The following is a 20293-nucleotide window of genomic DNA, read 5'->3' as shown; positions in this document are numbered from 1 at the left end:
CTGAGTTGGTGAGACGGACCTCTCGCAGTGTATGCCGCGGGACCAGCACCGCGGGCACGGGTGGCGCGCTGGGGGCTACACGAGCGTGCGGACGTCCGCCGCGAGGTCGCCCCGCTCGCCGACCTCGATGGCGCCGAGCGCCAGCCAGCGTGCCATGGTCCGCAGCTCCTCGGCCAGCTCGACCGCGGTGTCGGCCGGGGCGCCGGGCTCGGACCAGGCCCCGTGGACGACGAGCGTGCCGCGGGCGCGGTCCGCCTTGAGGTCGACCCGCGCGACGATCGCGTCGCCGAGCAGGAACGGCAGCACGTAGTAGCCGTACTCGCGCTGCGCCTCGGGGACGTAGATCTCGATGCGGTAGCGGAAGCCGAAGAGGCGCTCGGTGCGCTCGCGCTCGAAGACGAGCGGGTCGAAGGGGCTGAGGAGCGTCCGGGCGCGCACGGCGCGGGGGCGCGCGGCCTCGTGGTGCAGCCACGCCGGTCGGTCCCAGCCCTGCACGCGCACGGGCAGCAGCACACCCGCGTCGGCGAGGTCCTCGACGGCGGCCCGGGTCGGCTCCGGAGCCGAGCGGAAGTAGTCGCGCAGGCACGGGAGGGTCGCGACGCCGTGCGCCCGGGCGGCGTGCTCGACCATCACGCGGTGCGCCTCGGCCTCGTCGAGGGCGGGGCGCGCGAGGACGTCGGCGGGGATGACCCGTTCGGGGAGGTCGTACTCGCGCTCGAACTGCGCCGTGCGGCGCGCCGACGTCAGGCGTCCACCGTGGAACAGGAACTCGAGGGCGTTCTTCGTGGCCGTCCAGTTCCAGCCCCAGTGCGAGCGGTCGCGCTCGCGCTCCTCCCCGAGCGCCGCGTCGACCTGGCGCGCGGTGAGCGGACCGTGCTCGGCGACGTGCGCCAGCACGGCGTCGACGAGCTCCGGCTGCTCCCGGGCGATGCGGTCGGGCCCGCCCCACAGCCCGCGCCGGGACGCCATCCGGTGCTGCATGGCGGGCCACAGGTCGACGTCGACGAAGGTGGCCACGTGCGCCCAGTACTCGAACATGAGCCGCGGCGACCGGCCGGCCGCCCGGTGGAACAGCTCGAGGTCGTAGGGTCCGCACCGCGAGTACAGCGGCAGGTGGTGGGCCCGCTGGAGCACGTTGACCGAGTCGATCTGGAAGAAGCCGAGGCGGCGCAGCGTGCTGCGCAGGTGGGGCCTTCCGACGGTGGTCGGTCGGGCGCGGGTGAACCCCTGCGCAGCGAGCGCGACCCGACGGGCCTGCAGCGTGGTGAGACGTTCGGTCACGTCGAGCATCCTGCCGGGCGGCACCGACACCGGCGCCGCGGCCCCGCGCGAGGAGGCTGGGGCGCGCTCAGACCGGGTCGTCGAGCAGGTTGCTGCGCACGGCGTACATGGCGGCCTCCATGCGCGACTTCATCTGCAGCTTCTCGAGCATGTTGCGGATGTGGTTCTTGACCGTGTTCTCGCTGATGAACAGCTCCTCGGCGATCTCGCGGTTGCTGAGCCCCTTGGCGACGAGCCGCAGGACCTGCAGCTCGCGGGCGGTCAGCTGCGCGGTGGCCGGGGCCGGGCTGCGCGACATCTGCACGAACTCGTCGAGGAGCTTCGTGGCCATGCTCGGGCTGATCAGCGACTGGCCGGCCGCCACGAGGCGCACGGCCTCGGCGACCTGGTCGTAGGTCGAGCCGTCCTTCAACAGGTAGCCGGACGCACCGCTGCGGATCGACTCGTAGAGGTCGGACTCCTCGTCGCTCGCGGTGAGCATGATGATGCCCGTCGACGGCGAGATCGACTTGATGGTCTTGCAGACCTCGACGCCGGAGCGCCCCGGCATCCGCACGTCGAGGAGCACCACGTCGGCGGGTGTCTCCTCGACGGCCGCGATGGCCTGGTCGCCGTCACCGACCTCGACGAGCTCGAGGTCGGCATCGGCGCCCAGGACCATCGACACGCCGCGCCGGAAGAGCTCCTGGTCGTCGACGAGCAGCACGCGGATGCGGGGCGCCCGAGAAGTCACCCGTGCATCATGCCACGCACGAGCGGCATCCGTCAGGGGGCGACGTCGCCCGACAGGTCGCCGGACTCGTCGACGTCGAGGTGGATGACTCCGTAGTCGTAGCCCTTGCGGAGGTACACGACGCTGGGTCGCATCGAGTCCTTCTCGAGGAACAGGTAGAAGTCGTGACCGACGAGCTCCATCTCGTAGAGCGCCTGCTCGAGGGTCATGGGGACGCCCTGGTGGGTCTTCTCGCGCACCACGAGCGGGCAGTCGCCCTGCACCTGCACGCCGGCGATCGTGGTCGTCTCGACGTCGGTGTCGTCGCCGGACCCGTCGAGCAGGCCCAAGGGCACCTCGGCGGGCATCTCCGCGATGGAGACGGGCCGGCGCTTGCCGTGGCTGATGCGCTTGCGGTCGGCGGCGCGACGCAGCCGGGCCTCGAGCTTGTCGATGGCCGCGTCGAGCGCGGAGTGCTGGTCGGTCGAGCTGGCCTCGGCCCGGACCGCCGGGCCTCGTGACCGGAGGGTCATCTCCACGCGCGCGGCCTGCTCGTGCTGCCGCGGGTTCTTCTCGTGGGTGACCTCGACCTCGACGCGGTTGATCTTCTGGCGCTGGTCGTACTTCTCGACCCGGTGCAGCTTCTCCTCGACGTGCTGGCGGAACCGGTCGGAGATCTCGCTGTTGCGGCCGTTGACGACGATTTCCATGGGGGCCTCCCTGCGCTCGGTCGTGCGATGTTTACATGCCACCGAACTTAGACCGACCGGCGCGCGGACACCAGAGGAACACGGAGTTCCTCGACGACCTTCAGGAACGAGCCGTCGTGGGGGCGGGTCGCGCGGCGGCGACGGCCGCGCCGAGGACGCTGGTGCCAGCGGCCGCGAGCACCCGCACCGCCTCGGCGAGCGTCGCGCCGGTGGTGACGACGTCGTCGACGAGCACGACGTCGTCGGTCCCCGGCACCGCGCGGCGCGACCGACGCAGCGCGCCGTCGAGGTTGGCCCGACGGTCGCGCGCGCCCAGCCCCACCTGGTCGCGCGGCTGCCGCTCGATGGCGAGGGCGGGCACGACCACGGCAGGCAGGCCGACGTCGCCCAGCACCTGCGCGGCGTGCCGGGCCGCCTGGCCGACGAGGTCGCCCCCGCGCCGCCGACGGCTGCGCCGGGTGGTCGGCACGGGCACGAGGACGACGCGGTCGCCCGGGCCGAGCGCGCACACGGACGCGGCGAGGAGCGCCCCGAGCACGGGGGTCAGCCGCGTGTGACCCCGTCGCTTCCAGGCGAGCACGACCTCGCGCAGCACGCCGTCGTGCTCGCCCGCCGCCACGACGGGCACCGGCGCGCCGACGACGCGTCGCGGGTCGGGCCGCAGCGCCGCGCGGCACCGGGGACACAGGTCGAGCGCGACCCGCCCGCACCCGGCGCACGCGGCCCCGAGGGCGAGGTCGGCCGCGGCGAGCCAGGAGTCCATGCGGCCAGGGTGGACCGCTCGGCGCACGGTCCGCCGACCCTGTCACGTGCCTGTGGACGCGGCCGTGGTGGAGCCGGTGCCGCTCAGCCGCCTGGGGACAGCGACGCGACCCGGGTGATGCCGAGCCGGGTCCAGGTCGAGTCCGGGCCGAGGTACCAGAGCCGGTCGCGCCGGTCGACCGCCCAGCGACGCTCCCCCTCCACGACGAGCGTCCGCGGTGCGACGTCGGGCAGGATCGGCGCCCCGCCGGCGGCGCCTCCCTCGAGGGACGTGCCGTCGACGAGGCCCTCGAAGACCTGGCGCCCCAGCTCGGTGTCGCCGAAGAACGCGAGCCGCACGCCGTCGACGAACCCGACCGACGACGGCCGCCCCACCTGCCAGGGCAGGGCGCGGCTGGGCCCGAGCCCGACCAGGGCGTCGTCGCCCGAGCGCCGGACCGCACCCACCCGCACACGACCGTCGACGCCGCCCGTGGTCACCGCGTACCGGGCGCCGTCGGGAGAGATCGCGAAGGAGGTGACGTCAAGGCCCGCCAGGCCCCCGAGCGGGAGCATGCGCGTGGCCTGCGGCTCGACGACCCGGACCCGCGGACCGCCGCCGGGGCGGTCGACGACGACGAGGGTGTCGCCGGTGGTCCACCAGGCCGAGACGAGCCGGTCGACGGCCACCTCGACGCGGTCGGTCCCCGTCGTGCGGCGCACGAGCAGCCGCTCACGGTCGCGCGAGAGGGTCGCGAGTCGCTGCGGTCCGACCACCAGCTCGGCGGTCTCGTCGGGGTCGACGTCCCAGACGGCAGGCAGGTCACGCAGACGGCGGCCGTCGAGCTCGGCCGCCTCGCGACGTCGTCCGTCGACCACGACGTACGGCTCGCCCTGCTCGCGGGGGCCGTAGCGCGACCACGAGCCCATCGACTGCACGGCACCGCCGGTCGGGGTCAGGGTGGTCGTGCCGGCGCCGACCCGCACGCCCTTGACGTCGGACACCTGGCGCAACGTCCAGACCAGCTGGGCCGACAGCCGTCCCTGGTCGAGGGGCGAGAGGTCGGCGGCGGAGGCACCGAGGTCGACCTCGGCCACGCCGTCGCGGTCGACCGGCACCGCAGGGCGCAGGTCGCCCAGCCCGGGCAGGTAGGTGCGCTGCTGCGCCCCGGGGTCGGAGGGTCCGCGGGCGAGGGAGGCGACGAGGGCGGTGGCCAGCTGCTCCCCCGCCGGGAGGTGGACGGCCGACGCCACGAGCCGCGAGCCCGTCGGGTCGAAGAAGTACACCTGGAAGGCCCGGTAGTAGTCGGTGTAGAACTTCTCGGTCACCAGCAGGCCGGGCGGCGGCTCGGAGATCCGCCACTCGCCGTCGACCCGCTGCAGGGCGAGGTCCCAGCTCGCCGGGCCGGCCCCGTCGGCGACCCGCCCCGACGGGTTCAGCCGCAGCTCGCGCTGCGTCGTGAGCCGGACCCGCGCCGACGTGCTGCCCGTCCGCAGCTCCGCGACCGAGGGGTCGCGGTACACCTGCGTGCCGGCAGCGGGGTTCCAGCGCCGCGCCGCGTCCTCCGTCAGGTACCGCTCGGCGACACCGGTGGAGGGCGGGAACGCCAGCATCGCGTCGAGGTAGCCCGCCACGACCTGCTGCGGCGTGGCACCCGGGCTCGGCGGCGCGGGCGCGTAGAGCGCCGTGCTCTGCTCGAAGCCCTCGTTCTCGCGCACCTGCCGCACGGGTCCGCCGGTGGGGATCGCCGAGCACGCGGACACGACCGCGAGCAGCGCCACGACGACGGTGGTGCGGACGGCGCGCGTCACGCGAACACCCGCTGGACGACCGGGGCGGGCGCCGTGCTGCGGCGGGCGGGGTCGACGACGCGCGGCAGCGTCAGCACGAACTCGCTGCCCTCCCCGGGGCGCCCCCACGCCTGCAGCGTGCCTCCGTGCAGCACCGCGTCCTCGCGCGCGATCGCCAGCCCGAGCCCGGTGCCACCCTGGGTGCGGGCCGGGTCGGCGCGCCAGAACCGGTCGAAGACCCGCAGGTTCTCGTCGCCGCGCAGACCGACGCCGAAGTCGCGCACCGCGATGGACACGGCGAAGCCGTCCTGGGCCACCTCGATCTCCACCACGTCGGAGCCGCTGTACTTCACCGCGTTCGCGAGGAGGTTGCGCACCACCCGGTCGATGCGGCGGATGTCGGCCTGCACGACCGCCGGACGGTCGGCCCCGACCGTGCGGCCGATGATGCCGGCGCGCTCCAGCAGCGGGTCGGCCGCCGCCGCCCGCGCCACGCGCGCCAGGTCGACGTCGGCGAGGTCGAGCCGCGCGGCTCCCGCGTCGAAGCGGCTCAGGTCGAGCAGCTGGGTGAGCAGCTCCTCGAAGCGGTCGAGCTCACGCTTGAGCAGCTCGGCCGAGCGCGCGCTCTGCGGGTCGAACCGGTCGCGCGCGTCGAAGAGCAGCTCGCTGGCCATCTGCACCGTCGTGAGCGGGGTCCGGAGCTCGTGGGACACGTCGGACACGAACCGCTGCTGCAGCCGCGAGAGGTCCTCCAGGCGCCGGATCTGGCTCTGCAGGCTCGCCGCCATCTGGTTGAACGACGTGGAGAGCCGCGCGATGTCGTCCTCGCCGCTCACGTGCATGCGCTGCTCGAGGCTGCCGGCGGCGTAGCGCTCGGCGATGCGGCGGGCCAGCCGCACGGGCGTCAGCACCTGGCGCGACACGATGAACGCCACGCCGCCGACCATGACCACCATCGCCAGCCCGCCGACCAGGAGGGCGTTGCGCACCAGGCTGAGGGTCTGCTGCTGCTCGGTGAGCGGGAAGAGGTAGAAGAGCGCGTAGGTGTCGCCGGTGCCGGGCGCCCGCAGCCGGCTGCCGACGACCACGGCGGGACGCGAGCCCGACCCGATGAGCGAGAGCTCGGAGTAGCGCCAGAAGACCCCCGGTCGCTCGATCACCTGGCTGCGCAGGTCCGGCGGCAGCGAGCCGGGCGCGAGCCGCCCGGACGCGCGGACCGGCGGCGCGCCGCTGCCCGAGCGGAGCGGTCCCTCGAGCACCAGCTCGTAGGACCGGCTGCCGCTGTCGGTCTCGGTGACCGCGTCGACGAGCTGGGTCAGGGTGGCGGCCTGGGCCTGCGGCTGGGTCTCGACCGCGACGTCGAGCTCGGCCTGCGCCTTCTCGAACCCGCTGCGCGCCTCGGCGACCGCGCTCGCCGTGCGGCTGCTCGTGAGCCCGTCGGCGATCTGCTGCAGCAGCGCCCAGCCGACGAGCCCGACGACGATGGCCACGAGCAGCACGGTGCTCGTGACCACCCGGGCCTGCAGTGAACGACGCCACAGCCCGGTGACCCGCCGGATCACGCCGGCCGGCCCGTCATGGGGCCGGTTCGTCGACGAGTGGCGTGGGCGCGATGGCCTGGTAGCCGACGCCGCGCACCGTCCGGATCACCTGCGGCGACTCGGCGTCGTCCTCGATCTTGGAGCGCAGACGGGTCATGTGCACGTTCACGAGCTTGGTGTCGCCGGGGTGGTGGTAGCCCCAGACCCGCTGCAGCAGCACCTCGCGCGTGAACACCTGGTCGGGGTTGGACAGCAGGCAGGCGAGCAGGTCGAACTCCAGCGGCGTCAGGTCGAGCGCCCGCCCCGCGCGGCTGACCGTGTGCGCCCCGGGGTCGAGCTCGATGTCGCCGAAGACGAGCGGCTCGCCGACGGCGTCGTTGCGCCGCAACCGGGCCCGCACCCGCGCCACGAGCTCGGTGTTCTTGAAGGGCTTCGTGATGTAGTCGTCGGCCCCGGCCTCCAGGCCGCGCACCACGTCGAGGGTGTCCGACTTCGCGGTGAGCATGATGATCGGCACCCCCGACGTCGCGCGGATGCGACGGCAGACCTTCATGCCGTCCTGCCCGGGGAGCATGAGGTCGAGCAGCACGACGTCGGGCTTGAAGGACGTGAACACGTCCATGACCTCATCGCCCGTGCGGCAGACCGAGGTGGTGAGCCCCTCGGCCTGGAGCACGATGGTCAGCATCTCGGCGAGCGAGGCGTCGTCGTCGACGACGAGGACGCGGTCGCGCTTGCTGCGTCGGTAGCTCATCGCGACCCGCCCCTCACCTGGTGCCGGACCATCGTGCTCCGCCCGGTCGTGCTCAGTAGCGGTAGTGGTCCGACTTGTACGGACCGGCGACGTCGACGCCGAGGTAGGCGGCCTGCTCCTTGCTGAGCTCGGTCAGCTCGACGCCGAGGGCGTCGAGGTGCAGGCGGGCGACCTCCTCGTCGAGGTGCTTCGGCAGCACGTGGACGCCGAGCTCGTACTGGTCGGCCTTCGTGAACAGCTCGACCTGCGCCAGCACCTGGTTGGTGAAGGAGTTGCTCATGACGAACGACGGGTGACCGGTCGCGTTGCCGAGGTTCATGAGGCGGCCCTCGGAGAGCACGATGATCTTCTTGCCCGGCTGGCCGTCCTCGCCCGGGAAGATCCACTGGTGGACCTGGGGCTTGATCTCGTCCTTGACGATGCCGGGGATCTTGGCCAGGCCGGCCATGTTGATCTCGTTGTCGAAGTGGCCGATGTTGGCGACGATCGCCTGGTTCTTCATCGCCTCGAAGTGCTCGACGCGGATGATGTCGAAGTTGCCGGTCGTAGTGATGAAGATGTCGGCGTAGTCGACGACGCTCTCGAGGCGCTTGACCTCGTAGCCGTCCATGGCGGCCTGCAGGGCGCAGATCGGGTCGATCTCGGTGATGATGACACGGGCACCCTGGCCGCGCAGCGACTCCGCCGAGCCCTTGCCGACGTCGCCGTAGCCGCAGACCACGGCGACCTTGCCGCCGATCATGACGTCGGTGGCGCGGTTCAGGCCGTCGACGAGGGAGTGGCGGCAGCCGTACTTGTTGTCGAACTTGCTCTTGGTGACGGAGTCGTTGACGTTGATCGCGGGGAACAGCAGCGTGTTCTCCTTGAAGCGCTCGTACAGACGCAGCACGCCGGTGGTGGTCTCCTCCGAGACGCCCTTGATCATCGGGGCACGCTTCGTCCAGCGCTGCGGGTCGGCCTCGAGCGAGCGGGCCAGCACGCGCAGCACCTCCTTGAACTCCTCGTTGTCCGTGGAGTCCAGCGGCGGCACGGCGCCGACCTTCTCGTACTCGACGCCCAGGTGCAGCAGCATGGTGATGTCGCCACCGTCGTCGAGGAGCATGTTCGGGCCGCCCTCGGCAAAATCGAAGACCTTCTCGGCCTCGTCCCAGTACTCGGCGAGCGTCTCGCCCTTCCAGGCGAACACCGGGACGCCCTGCGGGTCCTCGGGGGTGCCGTGCGGGCCGACGACGACGGCCGCGGCGGCGTGGTCCTGGGTGGAGAAGATGTTGCAGGTCGCCCAGCGGATGTCGGCACCGAGCGCCGCGAGCGTCTCGATCAGCACGGCCGTCTGCACCGTCATGTGCAGCGAACCGGCGATGCGGGCGCCCTTCAGGGGCTGGTCGGCGCCGAAACGCTCGCGCATGGCCATGAGGCCGGGCATCTCGTGCTCGGCGAGCTCGATCTCCTTGCGCCCGAACTCGGCGAGCGACAGGTCAGCGACGTTGAAATCCATGGCCCCCATGCTACCCGGCCCGACGAGGGGTCGGGGACCGAGTCACGCCAACGCGCGCGCCTCCTCGACGAGCATCACCGGGATGCCGTCGCGCACCGGGTAGGCGAGCCGGCAGGCCTGGCACACGAGCTCGGACGCGTCCTGGTCGACGAACAGCGACGACCGGCACTGCGGGCAGACGAGGATCTCCAGGAGCGCGGGGTCGAGGAACATGCTGCGCAGTCTACGGCCGGTCAGGCTCGCACGACCGCCAGCACCTCGTCGCGCACGCGCTCCATGGTGGCGTCGTCGGCGCCCTCGACGTTCAGCCGCAGGAGGGGCTCGGTGTTGGAGGCCCGCACGTTGAACCACCAGTCGTCGGTGGTGACGGTCAGGCCGTCGAGCCGGTCCTGGTGGTGGTCGGCGTACTGGCGCGAGAGCCGTTCGAGGACGGCGTCGGTGTCGTCGACGCGGCTGTTGATCTCGCCGGAGGCGCTGTAGCGCGAGTACTCCTCCATGAGGGCGCTGACGGTGGTCTCGGTCTCCGCGAGCGCGGCGAGCACGTGCAGCGCGGCGAGCATGCCGGAGTCGGCGAGGTAGAACTCGCGGAAGTAGAAGTGTCCGGAGTGCTCGCCGCCGAAGACCGCGCCGGTCCGGGCCATCTCGGCCTTGATGAGCGAGTGCCCGACGGGGGTCCGCACCGGCACGCCGCCGCGCTCGCTGACGATCTCGGGGACGGCGCGCGAGCAGATGACGTTGTGCAGGATCGTCGCGCCGGGCTCCTGGAGCAGGTGCCGGGCGGCCACCAGCGCCGTGATCGTCGACGGCGCCACCACGTCGCCGTGCTCGTCGACGACGAAGCAGCGGTCGGCGTCGCCGTCGAAGGCGAGCCCGAGGTCGGCACCGTGCTCGCGCACGGCGGCCTGCAGGTCCACCAGCGTGCTGTGGTCGAGCGGGTTGGCCTCGTGGTTCGGGAAGGTGCCGTCGAGCTCGAGGTAGAGCCCGATCACCTCGAGGTCGAGGCGGCCGAGCACGGCGGGCACGGTGTGGCCGGCCATGCCGTTGCCGGCGTCGACGACGACCTTCAGGCGACGTCCCTCGACGGGCGCGAGGCCGAGCAGCGTGTCGGCGTAGGTCTGCAGGAACTCCAGGGACTCCAGGGTGCCGGTGGGCTCCGGCACGTCGGCGGGGTCGCGGTCGAGCAGCGGGCTGGCCGCCTCTGCCATGGCGGCCAGGCCGGACGACAGCCCGATCGGGCGCGCGCCGGCTCGGCAGAGCTTGAGCCCGTTGTCGGCGGCCGGGTTGTGGCTGGCCGTGACCATCACGCCGGGCACGTCGAGCACGCCGGAGGCGCAGTAGAGCATGTCGGTGGAGGCGAGGCCGATCTCGACGACGTCGCCGCCGCGCGCGCGGATGCCGTCGGCGACGGCTCCTGCGACCTCCGGCGACGACGCGCGCATGTCGCGGCCGACGACGGCCCGACCACGGCCCTCGGAGATGCCGACCTCGTCGGCGAACGCCTCCCCGAGCGCCCGCGCGATCGCCGGGTCGAGCTGGTCGGGCACCCGACCGCGGACGTCGTAGGCCTTGACGACAGGGCGCAGCCGTGCGTGCATTCAGTCTTCCTTCGGTGGTGGGACGAGCGTGAGTCCGGGAGGTCCTGCTGCGGGGCGAGGACGACGACGTCCGACCTCGCGCACCGCGTCGGCGAGGGCGAGGAGGTCGTCGTGGCTCGGGCGCACCGTCGACGGGTCGGGCGCGAGCCGCAGCACGCTCCACCCGTTCGGCGCGGACAGCCGGCGGCTGTGCTCCTCGCAGAGGTCGTAGGTGTGCGGCTCGGCCGCGGTGGCCAGCGGGCCGAGCACGGCCGTCTGGTCGGCGTAGACGTACGTCAGCGTCGCCACGGCCGGCTGGGAGCACGCGGACCGCGTGCAGCGTCGAACAGCACCCACGGGCCGAGCGTAGCCCGCCGAGGGGTGCGGTGCGGTTAGGCTCACCGCGTGACCCGACGTCTGCAGCACCTCGACGGGACCGTGAGCGGGCCCCGGCCCGGACGGATGCGGACCCGCCGGCGCGACGCACGCGGTCCGCTGGCGCTGCCGGGGCCCTTGTCGCCGCGCAGCGTGCCGGCGCACCGGACGCCGCGCGAGGCGTTCGACCACCTCGTCGCGGGCGTGCTCGCTCCGCTGGCGAAGCACTTCGACGCCGAGCCCGACCAGGTCGAGGTCGTCGTCGAGGACGTGCCGCTGCTGCCGCCGGAGTGGTCCGAGGACGTGCCGCTCAGCAGCGTCGCGCGTCGCGGCGACGTGACGCTCGTGGTGCTCTACCGACGGCCGCTGACCGAGCGGTCCGGCGGGCGGGTCGACCTCGAGGAGCAGGTGTGGGACGTCGTGCTCCACCGGCTCGCCGAGGTCTGGCAGGTCTCCCCCGACGACCTCGACCCGCGCTAGCCGTTCGCCCTGTCAGGGAGCGGGCCGCACGCGGGGCGTGAGCACGTCGACCGGCGCGGCCTGCAGCGCGAGGCTCGCCTGGCGTCCCCCGGCCGTGTACTGCGCCGCGCCGACGACACCGCCGTCGGAGCGGACCAGCACCGAGGACACGCCGTCGAGGTCGAGCACGCGGCCGAGGTCGACCCGCACGGTCGAGCCCGCCGGCACGGACACCTCGGCGCGGTCACGGCGGGCGAGGTCGGGGCCACGGCCCTCCACCACGACGGTGCGGCCGGCGTCGCCGGGCGCCGTGAGGAGGAGGTCGGGCTCGCCGACCGCGCCGCCGACCGGGACGAGCGCCCCGCCCGTCCAGTCGCCGACGTCCTCGAGCACCGAGAGGTCGCCGTCGGACGCGACCGACGCCGACGCCACGACCGGCTCGTCGGAGACGACGCGCAGCGCCGCAGGGCCGTCGCCGACGCTGCCCGGCAGGCTCACCCGCGTGACGCTGCCGGGCCGCACCCGGACCTCGTCGAGACCCTCCGGCGCGAACGTCCCGTCGGGCCCCAGCACCTCCACGCGAGCGCGTGCCGTCGTCTCCCCCGGGTTGAGCACGCTGAGCGTCCGGGTGCCGCGGCCCACGAGGCCGGCGAGCACCACGCGACGCGAGGGCGAGGCCATGGGGCTGACCAGCTCCGAGCCCTGGGCGCTGCCCGTCGAGGTGTCGAGCGCGGCGACCGCGACGGCGCCGCGACGCCGCGCCACGTGCACGCCGAGGACGTCCTCGCCGGCGGCGAGGTCGGAGAGCCGGACGGTGCGGGTCGAGCCGGCCTCGACGACGAGACCCTCGCCCCCCACGGCGTCGACCGGACCCTCGGGCGACCAGAGCGTGACGTCGAGGACGGCGGGCGTCTGCGACAGGTTGGTCAGGACGAGGACGCCGAGGTGACGCTGCGCGGACCCGAGTCCGGCGTACCAGGCGTCGTCGACGACCCCCGGACAACGTCCGACGACCAGTCCGTCGCCGCGGGCCGCCCCGAGGACGCCGGTGACGAACCCGACCCCGCCGGAACCCTCGCCGCGCTGGGTCACGACGAGCGACCGGTCGCCCCGGCCGAGGGCCCGGGCGAGGTCCGAGCGGACCCAGCGGGCCGGGTCGACGACGTCGGCGACCTCGTCGCCGCCGGGCGACAGCCTGGCGGACGCGGAGCGGCCGGCCTCGACCTGTCCCGTGACGAGTCCGGGGCCTCCGGCACACGCGTACCGCGTCTCCTGCACGGGCACGGCGCGGGGGGCCTCGCCGGGGTCGTCGGAGGTGCCGACCAGCGCGGCCAGCAGCACCAGGAGCGCGGCGAGCGCGGGCAGCAGGGCGGGCAGCCCGGACCGTCGACCGCCCGTGCGCGGACGGCGGCGGGCGGCGTCCCCGGCGGCACTGGACCTGCGGCCGGGCGCTCGGCGGGGCCCGCGGCTGGGCTGGCGCTCGACGCGCCTTCCCCCGCTCACGAGCCCACCTCGTCCGTGCGGACACGACGACCGCCGCCGGACGTCACGTCACCGGAGGGCGTGTCGTCCGGGGTCGACGGTCGGCGGCGCACCGGCGCGGTCAGCACGACGGCGACGAGCCAGAGCAGCACCTGGCCCGCGGCCAGGAACGGCCGCCACGCCGGCGCCTCGGGGCGCGCCGGCTGCGTCGGCTCGGCGAGCGTCCAGACCCGCGACGTGGGCGACTCGCTGCCCGACGGCTCGAGCCCGGGCGCGGCGTCGAGGGCGCGCGCGACCTCGGTGTCGACGTCGGGCGCGTAGACGGCGCCGACGCCGAGGTCGGACAGGCTGCTCACGGCCTGCGTGCCCGGCGCCGACACCAGTCGCTCCACGGCGTCGACCAGGGCACGACGCGACGCCTCGGGCGGACGCAGGCCCTCGGCGCCGACGAGCGGCCCCTCGCCGCGCACGACCTCGACCTCGAGGCCGCGTCCGGTCGTGCCGGTGACGACGACGGTGTCGGCGCCCCGGTCGGTCAGGAACGCCGGCACGGTGTCGGGCCGGCCGCGCTCGAGCGGGTCGTCGACGCCGCGCACGACCCACCAGGCGGCCGTGCCGACCGGCAGCAGCAGGGCCAGGACCAAGGCCGACCCCACCCAGGCGCGTCCTCGTCCCTCGACGAGCGGTGGCACGCCGACGAGTGCAGCGGTCCCGAGCGCGAGCGCGACGGCACCGGCCGGGACGCCCACCCACGCGCGCACGTCGACGGACGTCCCCGGGACGCCGCCCGGCAGCACGACGCCGAGCACGGCGACGCCGAGGGCGAGGAGGGCGAGGGTCCAGCAGACGACCACGACGGCGCGCGCGGCGCGGGACGCCAGGGCGAGCACGGCGAGCACCACGAGACCGACGCCGAGCCAGACCGGGGCCTGCTCGGGCACGCCTGCGCGACCGACGACGAGACCCAGGGCGGTCCGCCAGCCCGGGTCGCCCCCGGCGAGCGGCGACCCGCTCTCCCACCACCACAGCCCCGGGTGGAGGAGGCGGCCGACCACCCACGGACCGAGCAGCAGGACGGCCACGGCGACACCGAGGAGGAGCCGGCGGACGAGGCGGGGGTCGAGCGCCGCGACCACGAGCGCACCGAGGAGCGCGAGCGGCAGGACGACGGGCGCGAAGGCGGCGCCGACGGCCACCCACACCCCCCACCGCACGGCGGTCCGCCACGAGGCGCGCTGCGAGAGCGGGTCGACACCCGCGACCTGCAGCGTGGTCACGACGACGACGGGCAGCACGACGAGGGCGACGACCGTGCCGAGCCGGCCCTGGGCCACCGCACCGGAGGCGGCGACGGTGAGGCCGTACCCGACGGCCCAGACGATCCGCAGCCGACGGTGGTCGGTCAGCCTGCGACCGAGGCGGTGGGCCGTCAGCGCGGCGAGCGGCACCGAGAGCAGGAGCAGCACGGCCACCAGCAGACCAGGCGACGGCCAGATCGGTGTGGCCGCCACGGCCAGCAGGAGCACCGCCGGGGACACGAGGCCGGTGCCGCCGAGACCGATCTCGTGGGACCGCTCGAACCACAGGCGCCACCAGTCGCCGGCCGAGCCGGGCGTGACGCCCAGGGCGCCGCCGGTCAGGATGCTGTCGCCCGCCCCGGTCAGCAGCGAGCGCCCGGCCACGAGCGAGAGCACGACGAGCACCCCCACGGTGACCAGCCAGGGTCGACGCACCCAGAGGGGCGGCCCGTCGTCCAGCGTGACGACGGCGTCGCCGTCGTCGTCGAGGGTCGACCGTCGGCCCGTGGTCTCGACCGCCTCGGGCCGCACCAGGGCGGCGGCGACGTCGCGTGCGGTGTCGAAGCCGTGCCGGTACGGCAGCCAGAACGGTGCGAACAGGTGACGGACGGCGCGGTCGTCGCGCCGGGCCGTGGCCGCCCGCCGGCGTCGTGCCGCGCGGAGCCGGCCCGGCCGTCCGTAGACCGACGCGACGGCCTGCAGCTGGTCACCGGCCGCCTCGGGGTGGGCGGAGAGCACGAGCCCCAGGGTCCGCAGCAGCGAGCCGACGAGCAGCCGCACGTACTGCCACCAGAAGCGGGGGCCCGAGGTGTTGGCGAGCATCGTGTGCAGCGCGGCGCGCCGCTGCTCGGCGGGCTCGACGTCGCCGGCCGCACGTCGGCGGATCCCGCGGCGCGAGGCCTCGGCGTGGAAGATCACCGCACGCGGGGCGATCCGGGTGCGGTACCCGGCCCGCGCCACGCGCCAGCCGAGGTCGATGTCGTCGAAGTACAACGGCAGGTCCGGGGACAGCCCGTCGAGCTCGTCCCACACGTCGCGGCGCACGAGCATGCCCGCCGTGTCGACGGCGAGCACGTCCTTCGGCCAGTCGTGCTGGCCCGCGTCGGGCTCCCCCGTCTCCAGGCCGGTCTCGCGGACACCGGTCGAGGTGACCGTCAGCCCGACCTCGAGCAGGCGCCGCAGCGACGGCCACTCACGGATCTTGGGGCCGGCCACGGCGACGTCGTCGGCCGCGGTGGCCTCGTCGAGGAGGGCGGCCAGCGCCCCCGGCTCGACGATCGCGTCGTCGTGCAGCAGCCACAGCCAGTCGGTGCGGGGCATCGTGTCGACCGCGAGCCGCACGGCGGCACCGAAGCCCGTGCCGGCCGGGGCGTAGGTCACGCGGTCGGGGCCGAACGCCTCGCGCACGAGCTCGGGGCCGTCGTCGGTCGAGCTGACGTCGACCACGCGCCAGCTGGTGGGGGCGTGCTCCAGCGCCGAGAACGACGCGAGCACCTGCGGCAGCCAGCGTCCGCCGTCGTGGGTCACGAGGACCGCGCCCACCGTGGGCGGCGCCGAGCGCCAGGCCGGGAGGGCGGGTGCGTCCTCGTCGGTCACGCGCTCGTCCATGCCCGCCAACCTAGCGGGGCGCGAAAGGGCCCGCCGTCCCGGCGGGGCGGCTCAGGCGCGCTTCTTCAGCTTGCGCCGCTCACGCTCGGAGAGACCGCCCCAGATGCCGAACCGCTCGTCGTGGGCGAGGGCGTAGTCGAGGCACTCGCCGCGCACGTCGCACGTCAGGCAGACCCGCTTCGCCTCGCGCGTGGACCCGCCCTTCTCGGGGAAGAAGGCCTCCGGGTCGGTCTGGGCACAGAGCGCACGCTCCTGCCACATGAGCTCCTCTTCGGGGGACAGTGGCAGACCCAGATCGAATGACATGTCCGTAATTACACGCCTGGCGCTGCCATACGTCAAGCCGAATTGCACGATCCGCGCCGTCTCCGGCGTGTCGCGCCGCGTGGCAGGGGTCCGGACGGCACGCCAGGGGCCGGGACGGGGCACTCGACCGGCGGCGGTCCCTGCGAGGATGGCGCCGTGACGACCCTCGCCGACCTCCTCCCCGCCGTGCGCGAGCCCGGCCGCCCGCTCCTCACCTGGGACGACCGCGGCACCGGCGAACGGGTGGAGCTCAGCGCCACCACGACGGCCAACTGGGTCGCGAAGACGTCGTCGCTGCTGGTCGACGAGCTCGACGTCGAGCCGGGGACGCGGGTGCGCGTGGGCCTGCCGACGCACTGGCTGCGCTTCGTCTGGCTGCTGTCGTGCTGGAGCGTCGGCGCGGTCGTCGTGGAGCACGACGCCGCGGTCGGCGTGAGCGGCCCGGAGCTCCAGGGCGACGAGCCCGTCCGGCTGGCGGCGTCGCTGCGTCCGCTCGGCGGACGGTTCCTCGAGCCGCCCGTCGGCTTCGTCGACCTCGCCACGGTCGTGCCGGGCCAGCCCGACGTCTTCGTGCCGCTCGACCCGCCGACGCCCTCCTCCCCCGCCGTCGACCTCGCGGCCACGGGCGCGCTCGACCACGCCGCCCTCCTCGCCACGAGCCCGCCCGACCCACGGCGCCTGGCGGTGCGGCCCGGGTCGCTCGAGCGCGACGTGAGAGTGCTCGTCTCCGCTCTGCGCGGCGGGGGCTCGGTCGTGGTCGTCGCCGGAGCCGACGACGACGTGCTGGCCCGCGTGGCGGAGCAGGAGCGCGCCGAGGTCGTCGCCTGAGCGGATCCTCTACACTTTCGACGGCCGCTCGCAGGTCCCCTCCCCGCTGCCAGACCACAGGAAGGCCCTCCGCCCGGATGAGCCGACAGCGCGTGAACACCAGCCCGCCCTCCGCCGTCCCCGGGCTCACCAAGGTCGGCGGCCGCCCGCCCCTCGGCGCCTACCTCGCCGACGTCCTGCGCCACCGCGAGTTCATCCAGGCGCTGGCCCGCTTCCGGATCGAGGCCGACAACGGCCGGAACCGGCTCGGCATGGCGTGGGTGGTCCTGCGCCCGCTGCTCAACGCCGGCGTCTACGGGCTCGTGTTCGGGTTCGTGCTCCAGACCAGCCGCGGTGTCGAGGACTTCGTCGCGTTCCTCGTCATCGGCGTCCTGATGTTCGAGTACTTCTCGACCTCCTTCTCGACCGGGGCGAAGTCGATCACCACCAACGCGGCCCTCGTGCAGAGCCTGGCCTTCCCCCGCATGGCGCTGCCCCTGGCGCTGGTGGCCGAGCGGTTCCTGCAGTTCGTGCCGATGGTCGGCGTCATGGCCGCCTTCGCCATCGGCTACGGCAACCTCCCCGACCTGGAGTGGCTGCTGCTGGTCCCCCTGGTCGCGCTGTTCACGGTCTTCAACACGGGTCTGGCGCTGATCACGGCGCGGCTCACCGTGCACTTCCGCGACCTGACCAACCTGCTGCCGTTCATCTCGCGGATGTTCTTCTACACCTCGGGCATCTTCTACAGCATCGACCAGCGCTTCGACCCCGGGACGACGTTCCGCACCGTGGCCGACGCGCAGCCCATCCACGAGTTCCTCTCGCTGGGCCGGGCCGTGCTGCTGGACGGCCCCGACTACGCGATGCCGTGGCACTTCTGGGGCTACGCCGCGGCGTGGTCGGTGGCGGTGCTGGTCCTCGGCACGATCTTCTTCTGGGCGGCGGAGGAGCGGTATGGCCGGACCGACTGAGTCCCCTCTCGACGACCAGCCCGGAGCCGCGGAGCCGCGCCGTCCGGTCGTGGTCGTCGACGACGTGCACGTGGAGTACAAGGTGCTCTCCACCGGCAAGCGCGCCGGGCCCGCGGAGACCGGACGCCGTCTGCTGCAGCGCACCGGCGGCACCCGGACCGTCCACGCGCTGAAGGGCGTGTCGTTCACGGCGTACGAGAACGACAGCATCGGCGTCATCGGCTCGAACGGCTCCGGCAAGTCGACGCTCATGCGCGCCATCACCGGCCTGACGCCCACGTCGCAGGGCAGCATCCACGCGGCGTCACGACCCAGCATGCTGGGCGTCGGAGCAGCCCTGATCAAGGACCTGTCGGGCGAGCGCAACGTCATCCTCGGCGGTCTCGCCCTCGGGCTCAGCCGGGCCGAGATCGAGGCGAAGTACGAGGAGATCGTCGACTTCTCCGGCATCCGCGACTTCATCGATCTGCCCATGCGGACCTACTCCTCGGGCATGACGGCACGGCTGAAGTTCGCCATCGCCACGGCCCGCGACCACGAGATCCTCATCGTCGACGAGGCGCTGGCCGTCGGCGACCAGGCGTTCCGCGAGCGCAGCGAGGCCCGCATCCGCGCGATCCGTGACGACGCAGGCACCGTGTTCCTCGTCAGCCACTCGATGCGCTCGATCCGCGACACGTGCAACCGGGTGCTGTGGATCGACCGCGGCGTGCTGGTCATGGACGGCCCCACGGACGAGGTCGTCGACGCCTACGAGCAGTCGCGCGCGACGCCGTAGTCCCCGTAGCCCCGTCGTCCCCGCCCAGCTCAGCAGGCTGCTGCGAGGTCCTCGACGTTGTTCGCCTGCGCGCCGCTCTCGTCGGGCGTGGCGGTGGGGCTCGGCGTCGGGACCGACGGCGTCGTGGGCGTGGGCGTCGTGGGGCTCGCGCCCGGCGTCGGCGTCGTGGCGTCGGCGCTGGGGCTGGAACTGGGGCTGGGGCTGGGCGAGGCGCCGACCGAGCGCTCGCTGGCCCGGATCGCGTTCTTGATCAGCCCGTGGATCTGGGCGTAGTCGGGGTCGACGACCGAGATCAGCGGCGGCACGAGCGAGACGGTGCGGATCTTGGTCGACCGCGCCTTGAGCGCGAGGTCGGCGAACTCGCCCAGCTCCTCCGACGGCATGTTCGTGGAGATGAGCTGCGCACCCGACTTCGCGAGGTCGGTGGCGTTGAGCAGCACCTTCTGCGGGCTGAGCTGGTCGAGCATGGCGCTCATGAGGCACTTCTGGCGGCCCATGCGCGTGAAGTCGTCGGACTGGACCCGGCTGCGCGCGTACCAGAGCGCCTCGTTGCCGTCGAGACGTTGCAGCCCCGGCTCGATGTAGCGCTGCTGGTCGAGGTCGTCGTGGCCGAACATCGCCAGCCGCGTCCTGACGTCGATCTCGACCCCGCCGACGGCGTCGACGAGGGAGCTGAAGCCGCGCAGGTTGATCATGACGTAGTAGTTGATCGGCAGGTCGGTCACGCCCTCGACGGCGTCGATCGTCGCCTCCAGACCCGGGTCCTTGGCGCCCGGGTAGAGGTCGGTGCGGCCCTCGGCCTCGGTGTGCACCGCGTTGAGCAGGCACTCCGAGCCGCAGTTGTAGCCGTACGGGTAGAGCTGACGCATGGGCGAGCCTTCGCGGAAGGGCACGTCCTCCAGGTTGCGCGGCAGGGACACCAGGACGGTGCTGCCGGTCGAGGCGTCGATGCTGACGACCGTCATCGAGTCCGGACGGATGCCCGTGCGGCCCTTCCCGGAGTCCGAGCCGATCAGCAGGATGTTGTAGCGACCTTGCAACGGCGGGCTCGTCGTCGTGGCGGTGAACACCTCCTGCACGGCCTGCCGGCCGGCGTTGCTGACCTGCGACGCGTAGAGCGCGACGCCGAGCACCCCGGCCACGAGGGCCGTGTTGACCACGAGCACGACCGCCGCCCGCGCCCGGGTCAGCTGCAACGGTCGCGCCAGGCGCCAGGCGTCGACGAAGAGAGCCGTCCACGCGACCGCCACCGCGGCGACGCCGAAGCGGAACACCTGGAGGACGTCGGGGTCGGTGACCAGGCCGATCAGGCCCGCCCGGTCGTCGCGGTAGGACAGTGCGAGCCATCCGAGGGCGACGAGCCCGAGCGCGTAGAGACCGAGCGCGACCCGTCCCACCCACCGGTTGCCGACGGCGAGCTGCGCGGAGCCGGGCGCGACGGCGGACAGCAGGCACAGGCGCAGTGCTCGACGGAACCGGGCCCTGGGGGGAAGCTCGTCGGTGCTCGTGCTGAGCACCTTCGCTCGACGACGGGTCATGGTTCCTCGCGGCTGGGGGTCCTGGCGAAGACCCATGATCCCCCACGGGTCCAAGCCCTACCGATCAGCACG

19 protein-coding genes are annotated in these 20293 nt (G+C 73.7%); 4 read left to right on the top strand and 15 right to left on the bottom strand.

What is annotated here, in order from left to right; all coding sequences use genetic code 11:
- Positions 1–75: 75 nt before the first annotated feature.
- The 11 genes from Aeryth_RS05060 to Aeryth_RS05015 all read right to left on the bottom strand — a co-directional run bounded on the left by Aeryth_RS05060 (position 76) and on the right by Aeryth_RS05015 (position 10956).
- Positions 76–1281 carry a winged helix-turn-helix domain-containing protein gene (locus Aeryth_RS05060; RefSeq protein ID WP_417864300.1) on the bottom strand — a complete coding sequence of 402 codons (1206 nt, stop codon included), beginning with the start codon at positions 1279–1281 and terminating at the stop codon, positions 76–78.
- Positions 1282–1348: 67 nt separating this feature from the next.
- Entirely contained in the window at positions 1349–2014 is a 666-nt protein-coding gene (locus Aeryth_RS05055; protein WP_236749822.1) for a response regulator, read from the bottom strand.
- Positions 2015–2046: 32 nt separating this feature from the next.
- Complete coding sequence (gene hpf, locus Aeryth_RS05050) at positions 2047–2703, bottom strand: ribosome hibernation-promoting factor, HPF/YfiA family (RefSeq protein WP_067855481.1); 657 nt, start codon at positions 2701–2703, stop codon at positions 2047–2049.
- Between the two features lie 100 nt (positions 2704–2803).
- Positions 2804–3466 carry a ComF family protein gene (locus tag Aeryth_RS05045; protein ID WP_067855478.1) on the bottom strand — a complete coding sequence of 221 codons (663 nt, stop codon included), beginning with the start codon at positions 3464–3466 and terminating at the stop codon, positions 2804–2806.
- Between the two features lie 83 nt (positions 3467–3549).
- Positions 3550–5256, bottom strand: coding sequence for an LpqB family beta-propeller domain-containing protein (locus Aeryth_RS05040; RefSeq protein ID WP_067855475.1), 1707 nt, complete (start codon positions 5254–5256; stop codon positions 3550–3552).
- Complete coding sequence (mtrB, locus tag Aeryth_RS05035) at positions 5253–6797, bottom strand: MtrAB system histidine kinase MtrB (protein WP_067855472.1); 1545 nt, start codon at positions 6795–6797, stop codon at positions 5253–5255. Before mtrB ends, Aeryth_RS05040 begins: the two co-directional genes overlap by 4 nt.
- A gap of 13 nt (positions 6798–6810) precedes the next feature.
- Positions 6811–7530 (bottom strand): MtrAB system response regulator MtrA, encoded by a 720-nt coding sequence (gene mtrA, locus Aeryth_RS05030; protein ID WP_067855469.1) that lies wholly within the window; start codon positions 7528–7530, stop codon positions 6811–6813.
- Between the two features lie 52 nt (positions 7531–7582).
- Positions 7583–9025 carry an adenosylhomocysteinase gene (gene ahcY / locus Aeryth_RS05025; protein WP_193786277.1) on the bottom strand — a complete coding sequence of 481 codons (1443 nt, stop codon included), beginning with the start codon at positions 9023–9025 and terminating at the stop codon, positions 7583–7585.
- A 42-nt stretch (positions 9026–9067) separates the two neighbouring features.
- Positions 9068–9238 carry a Trm112 family protein gene (locus tag Aeryth_RS17300; protein ID WP_083516268.1) on the bottom strand — a complete coding sequence of 57 codons (171 nt, stop codon included), beginning with the start codon at positions 9236–9238 and terminating at the stop codon, positions 9068–9070.
- A gap of 20 nt (positions 9239–9258) precedes the next feature.
- A complete protein-coding gene (locus Aeryth_RS05020; protein ID WP_067855463.1) occupies positions 9259–10620 on the bottom strand; it encodes a phosphomannomutase/phosphoglucomutase in 1362 nt (453 codons plus the stop codon).
- Positions 10621–10956 (bottom strand): DUF3499 domain-containing protein, encoded by a 336-nt coding sequence (locus Aeryth_RS05015; protein WP_067861366.1) that lies wholly within the window; start codon positions 10954–10956, stop codon positions 10621–10623.
- Positions 10957–11004: 48 nt separating this feature from the next.
- Between Aeryth_RS05015 and Aeryth_RS05010 the strand changes: the two genes are divergently transcribed.
- Positions 11005–11454 carry a metallopeptidase family protein gene (locus Aeryth_RS05010; protein ID WP_144433670.1) on the top strand — a complete coding sequence of 150 codons (450 nt, stop codon included), beginning with the start codon at positions 11005–11007 and terminating at the stop codon, positions 11452–11454.
- A gap of 12 nt (positions 11455–11466) precedes the next feature.
- Here the strand turns inward: Aeryth_RS05010 and Aeryth_RS17855 are convergent, their stop codons facing one another.
- The 3 genes from Aeryth_RS17855 to Aeryth_RS04995 are packed head-to-tail and all read right to left on the bottom strand — an operon-like array spanning position 11467 to position 16127.
- The gene (locus Aeryth_RS17855) at positions 11467–12936 is read right to left on the bottom strand and encodes a DUF5719 family protein (RefSeq protein WP_067855459.1); all 1470 of its coding nucleotides are present in this window, start codon (positions 12934–12936) and stop codon (positions 11467–11469) included.
- Entirely contained in the window at positions 12933–15821 is a 2889-nt protein-coding gene (locus Aeryth_RS05000; protein ID WP_067855455.1) for a glycosyltransferase family 2 protein, read from the bottom strand. Before Aeryth_RS05000 ends, Aeryth_RS17855 begins: the two co-directional genes overlap by 4 nt.
- 51 nt (positions 15822–15872) lie before the next feature.
- Positions 15873–16127: a WhiB family transcriptional regulator gene (locus Aeryth_RS04995; RefSeq protein ID WP_067855452.1), complete on the bottom strand. Its 255-nt coding sequence runs from the start codon at positions 16125–16127 to the stop codon at positions 15873–15875.
- Positions 16128–16283: 156 nt separating this feature from the next.
- On the opposite strand from Aeryth_RS04995, the gene Aeryth_RS04990 reads away from it, so the two are divergent.
- The 3 genes from Aeryth_RS04990 (at position 16284) to Aeryth_RS04980 (ending at position 18683) form a co-directional block, all read left to right on the top strand.
- Positions 16284–16955, top strand: coding sequence for a TIGR03089 family protein (locus tag Aeryth_RS04990; RefSeq protein ID WP_067855450.1), 672 nt, complete (start codon positions 16284–16286; stop codon positions 16953–16955).
- A 77-nt stretch (positions 16956–17032) separates the two neighbouring features.
- Positions 17033–17905 carry an ABC transporter permease gene (locus tag Aeryth_RS04985; protein ID WP_067855448.1) on the top strand — a complete coding sequence of 291 codons (873 nt, stop codon included), beginning with the start codon at positions 17033–17035 and terminating at the stop codon, positions 17903–17905.
- Positions 17889–18683 (top strand): ABC transporter ATP-binding protein, encoded by a 795-nt coding sequence (locus Aeryth_RS04980; RefSeq protein WP_067855445.1) that lies wholly within the window; start codon positions 17889–17891, stop codon positions 18681–18683. Before Aeryth_RS04985 ends, Aeryth_RS04980 begins: the two co-directional genes overlap by 17 nt.
- 29 nt (positions 18684–18712) lie before the next feature.
- Here the strand turns inward: Aeryth_RS04980 and Aeryth_RS04975 are convergent, their stop codons facing one another.
- Positions 18713–20221 carry an LCP family protein gene (locus tag Aeryth_RS04975; RefSeq protein ID WP_067855442.1) on the bottom strand — a complete coding sequence of 503 codons (1509 nt, stop codon included), beginning with the start codon at positions 20219–20221 and terminating at the stop codon, positions 18713–18715.
- Between the last annotated feature and the right edge of the window lie 72 nt (positions 20222–20293).

Origin of the sequence: Aeromicrobium erythreum, from assembly GCF_001509405.1 — a bacterium.
Taxonomy (GTDB): domain Bacteria; phylum Actinomycetota; class Actinomycetes; order Propionibacteriales; family Nocardioidaceae; genus Aeromicrobium; species Aeromicrobium erythreum.
The sequence above is the reverse complement of the archived record's forward strand: the minus strand, read 5'-3'. Positions and strand labels throughout refer to the sequence as shown.

What these genes read in the sequence shown, in the direction of transcription:
- hpf (WP_067855481.1), bottom strand. Translation starts at nt 2,703, where the DNA reads ATGGAAATCGTCGTCAACGGCCGCAACAGCGAGATCTCCGACCGGTTC.
- Aeryth_RS05045 (WP_067855478.1), bottom strand. Translation starts at nt 3,466, where the DNA reads ATGGACTCCTGGCTCGCCGCGGCCGACCTCGCCCTCGGGGCCGCGTGC.
- mtrA (WP_067855469.1), bottom strand. Translation starts at nt 7,530, where the DNA reads ATGAGCTACCGACGCAGCAAGCGCGACCGCGTCCTCGTCGTCGACGAC.
- ahcY (WP_193786277.1), bottom strand. Translation starts at nt 9,025, where the DNA reads ATGGATTTCAACGTCGCTGACCTGTCGCTCGCCGAGTTCGGGCGCAAG.
- Aeryth_RS17300 (WP_083516268.1), bottom strand. Translation starts at nt 9,238, where the DNA reads ATGTTCCTCGACCCCGCGCTCCTGGAGATCCTCGTCTGCCCGCAGTGC.
- Aeryth_RS05020 (WP_067855463.1), bottom strand. Translation starts at nt 10,620, where the DNA reads ATGCACGCACGGCTGCGCCCTGTCGTCAAGGCCTACGACGTCCGCGGT.
- Aeryth_RS05000 (WP_067855455.1), bottom strand. Translation starts at nt 15,821, where the DNA reads ATGGACGAGCGCGTGACCGACGAGGACGCACCCGCCCTCCCGGCCTGG.
- Aeryth_RS04995 (WP_067855452.1), bottom strand. Translation starts at nt 16,127, where the DNA reads ATGTCATTCGATCTGGGTCTGCCACTGTCCCCCGAAGAGGAGCTCATG.
- Aeryth_RS04985 (WP_067855448.1), top strand. Translation starts at nt 17,033, where the DNA reads ATGAGCCGACAGCGCGTGAACACCAGCCCGCCCTCCGCCGTCCCCGGG.
- Aeryth_RS04980 (WP_067855445.1), top strand. Translation starts at nt 17,889, where the DNA reads ATGGCCGGACCGACTGAGTCCCCTCTCGACGACCAGCCCGGAGCCGCG.
- Aeryth_RS04975 (WP_067855442.1), bottom strand. Translation starts at nt 20,221, where the DNA reads ATGACCCGTCGTCGAGCGAAGGTGCTCAGCACGAGCACCGACGAGCTT.